5 protein-coding genes are annotated in these 3,494 nt (G+C 64.8%); 4 read left to right on the top strand and 1 reads right to left on the bottom strand.

From position 1 onward, the window contains the following. Nucleotides 1–681 (top strand): Lhr family helicase (locus tag WBF82_RS06760; RefSeq protein WP_424382297.1); only part of this gene is annotated, 681 nt, incomplete at its 5' end. Nucleotides 682–684: 3 nt separating this feature from the next. Further along, a complete protein-coding gene (locus WBF82_RS06765) occupies nt 685–1,512 on the top strand; it encodes a DNA-formamidopyrimidine glycosylase family protein (RefSeq protein WP_424382298.1) in 828 nt (275 codons plus the stop codon). 76 nt (nt 1,513–1,588) lie between these two features. Here WBF82_RS06765 and WBF82_RS06770 read toward each other — a convergent pair whose 3' ends face one another. After that, nucleotides 1,589–2,521 (bottom strand): hypothetical protein, encoded by a 933-nt coding sequence (locus WBF82_RS06770; RefSeq protein WP_424382299.1) that lies wholly within the window; start codon nt 2,519–2,521, stop codon nt 1,589–1,591. Nucleotides 2,522–2,944: 423 nt separating this feature from the next. Between WBF82_RS06770 and WBF82_RS06775 the strand changes: the two genes are divergently transcribed. Both WBF82_RS06775 and WBF82_RS06780 read left to right on the top strand, forming a co-directional pair. Continuing rightward, the gene (locus tag WBF82_RS06775) at nt 2,945–3,292 is read left to right on the top strand and encodes a DUF732 domain-containing protein (protein ID WP_424382300.1); all 348 of its coding nucleotides are present in this window, start codon (nt 2,945–2,947) and stop codon (nt 3,290–3,292) included. A gap of 3 nt (nt 3,293–3,295) precedes the next feature. Beyond that, the coding region (locus tag WBF82_RS06780) for a hypothetical protein (RefSeq protein ID WP_424382301.1) at nt 3,296–3,494 on the top strand (199 nt) is incomplete at its 3' end.

A 3,494-nucleotide genomic window follows, 5' to 3' on the forward strand; every position in this document is an offset into this window, starting at 1 on the left:
GTGGCGGGCCGGTGGTCGGCGTTGCCCGTGCCCGAACCGGATTCGACGGTGCGGGCACACCACCAAACCGAGCTGCTGCTCAACCGCCACGGCGTGCTGACCAAAGGCGCGGTGGCCGCCGAAGCAGTGCCGGGCGGATTCGCGATGCTCTACAAAGTGCTGACCACGTTCGAGGAAGCCGGCCGATGCCAACGCGGCTACTTCGTCGAGTCATTGGGTGGAGCGCAATTCGCAGTGGCATCAACGGTCGACCGGCTGCGTGGCTACCTCGAAGGCATCGATCCGGAGCGCCCCGAGTACCGGGCGGTGGTGCTCGCCGCCGCCGATCCGGCCAATCCGTACGGCGCCGCACTGCCCTGGCCGTCCCGCGCATCGCAGGACGACGGCGGCGCCCGGCCGGGCCGCAAAGCCGGAGCCCTGGTTGTGCTGATCGACGGCGAATTGGTTTGGTTCGTCGAACGCGGCGGTCGCTCGCTGTTGACCTTCAGCGACGAGCTTGAGGTCAACCACGCGGCCGGCGCGGCGTTGGCCGAACTGGTGACGGGCGGGCGGGTCAGTTCGATTCTGGTTGAGCGGATCAACGGCCTCGCGGTGCTGGGACCCGACGTGTCGGCGCCGGCCGTCAATGCGCTGTCCGACGCCGGGTTCGCCCGTACCCCCCGCGGGCTTCGGCTGCGATAGCGCATGCCCGAGGGGGACACTGTCTTTCACACCGCAGAAACACTGCGGAAGGCCTTGGTCGGTCGCACATTGACCCGATGCGATGTGCGGGTACCGCGATTCGCCACCGTCGACCTGACCGGTGAGGTGGTCGACGAGGTGCTCAGCCGTGGCAAGCACCTGTTCATTCGCGTCGGGCCGGCCAGTATCCACTCGCATCTGAAGATGGACGGCAGCTGGCGGCTGAGCACGCGCCCGCCCGATCACGCCCGACGACGATACGGGGCGGAATCGCCCCGAGGTGGGGGTACCTCCCGCTTGCGGGGGAGAGTCGGGCACTCCGCTTCGACACGAATCATCTTGGAAGCAAGTGGAATTCGTGCCATCGGGATTGACCTCGGCGTACTGGAGATCCTCGACCGGCAACACGACGAGGACGCGGTAGCCCATCTGGGGCCGGACTTGCTGGGTGCCGACTGGGATGCACAGGTCGCCGCGGCCAACCTGACGGCACAGCCGGATCGGCCGATCGCCGAGGCGCTGCTGGACCAGCGCGTGATGGCGGGGATCGGCAATGTCTATTGCAACGAACTGTGTTACATCAGCGGACGGCTGCCCAACGCTCCGGTCAGCTCGCTACCCGACCCGCAGCGGCTGGTCAGGCGGGCACGAGAAATGCTGTGGGCCAACCGATCACGGTGGGACCGTTGCACTACCGGCGACACCCGATCGGGCCGTCAGCTCTGGGTGTACGGACGCGCCGGGCAGGAGTGCCGTCGCTGCGGCACCGCGATCGAAAAGGACAGCACCGGCGACAGGGTCGCCTACTGGTGTCCAGCCTGCCAACGTTGAGCGCCCAGAGGCCAGTTATGACACACCCTCGCGTTAAACCGTTGCCATAACTGGCCCCTCGGCGCCGGCGCTGGCTTTAGCCGAGAGGTCCGAAAAGACCCAGGGCGTCAAGGAAGGCGGCCACCTCCGTGCCGTCAACCACCGGCGCGAGCGCGCTGCCGTGGGACAGCAGGGAGGTCAGCAATTCGCCCAGCGTGTCGTCGCCGAGGATTGTCGGGTTGGGACTGAGGATTCCGCTAGTGGGTAGGTTGTCCACGAACGTATTCCAGGGCTCGGCGAGTTGCGCTGACGATATGCCCAGCAACTGATTCAGATCCGCGTTGCCCAGCGTCGTCGTGACGTTGCCGACGGTTATCGGAAGGCTGCCCAGCAGCTCCGTACTGGTGTTGGTGTTCAGCAGCGAGCTCAGCAAGTCACTTATCGAATTGGTGGGACTCAGGTTCGGATCGAGCAAGGTGCCGTTGAAGTTCTTGATCACGTCCACAAGACCTGCGTACTGGCCAAGGCCTAAGGAGTCGAGAAGGCTTTGTATCGTCCCGCCCGCACCGGGTCCACCCAACACGTCCCCGACGATCGTGTCGATCGGCAGACCGCTAATCGGGTCATTGCCGATATAGATGGTGTTCAGTAGCTCGCCCACCTGAGCGCCGAGGGCGGGGATGGCGGCGCCCAAAGTCGTGTCGTTCGGGTTGAGGTCTGCCAGCAGGGCGCTTAGGGCCGATGCGGTGTCGAGGGGCGCAGGTGGAGTGAGATCGTGGTCGGTCCCGAGCGTCCCCAGCAGTTGGCCCATGGTGCCGATATTGAGGGCGTTCAACAGGGCCTGCACGCTTTCCTCGAACGTCGGGGAAGCGGCCAGCGCGACGTCTTGGTGCTGCGCAGGGGCGAACGCTCCCGCGGGATTGAGCCCGCCAAGCTGAGCGGCGCCTAAGAGCGCGCCGCCCGCGACGACCACGCCTGCAGCCACCGCGCTGACCCTCATCGCTGCGCGTTGCTGCTCTCGTACTGGCATTACACGGGTGAAACCATCAAAGTCACTGCGTCCAAGCGCGTGAGAACGGCGTTGCCGACGATGCCGCCCTCCGGAGCGAGTAGACATGGCGAACCTTTCCCTCAACTGAAAATAAGCTGAGATTTTCTCAGTTCTCCGGAACCTAGAGTGCTCTTTGTCACATGTCAAGTAGTTCTTAGTCACGTGTCGAGTAACTGCATCGATGCAGTTACTGATTGACACTCAGGCAAATAAGTGACGAAGGCACTGACGAACGGCGGCGTGGCGATGCCCGGCACCCAACGTTGAGCGCCCAGCGCATGTCCGTTCGGTTAACGATGGCAGAGGCTGCGCCGCTGTGGCGGCGGCATGCGATGATCGCTACGTCAGCGGCTGACTTGCCGTTCCCAACACTCGCGCTTCTGCTTAGCGGAGAGGTTCAGGATGACGACCACCGAAGTGTGCTCGCTTCGTCGTGCGCGATCGCTATTGGCCGGCCTGGTCCTGTCGGCCGGACTGCTCGGCCTTGTCGGGGCCGCAGCCCCGACCGCACATGCCGACGCCGTCGACAACAATTTCGTGAACGCGCTGAATTCTCGGGGCATTACCTTCGCGTCCGCGCAAGCCGCGATCGTCGCCGCCCACGAGGTCTGCGATGAACTCGATGGCGGTAGAGCCACCAGCGACGTCGCGAATGACGTGATGCAACAGAGTAGTTTGGACGGCTACCACGCAGGGTTTTTCGTCGGCGTCAGCATCGCTGCGTTCTGTCCGCGGCACGAAGGATCCTGACCCTTGCTGATCAGGAAAGCATTGTCCGGCACCGCGATCGCGTACTGCGCAGCCGCGGGGATCGCCACACCGGTCAGCGCCGACCCCAGCCCGTTCGGCACTCTCGGATGCGCTTGCAAGCCACCGGCCACCGTCGCTGATGGCAAGGCTCCTGCCACAACCCCACTGGACCAAGGCATTCAGAACGGCCTCGGCTCCTTGC

It is taken from the genome of Mycobacterium sp., assembly GCF_049673265.1.
In the GTDB taxonomy this organism is placed as follows: domain Bacteria; phylum Actinomycetota; class Actinomycetes; order Mycobacteriales; family Mycobacteriaceae; genus Mycobacterium.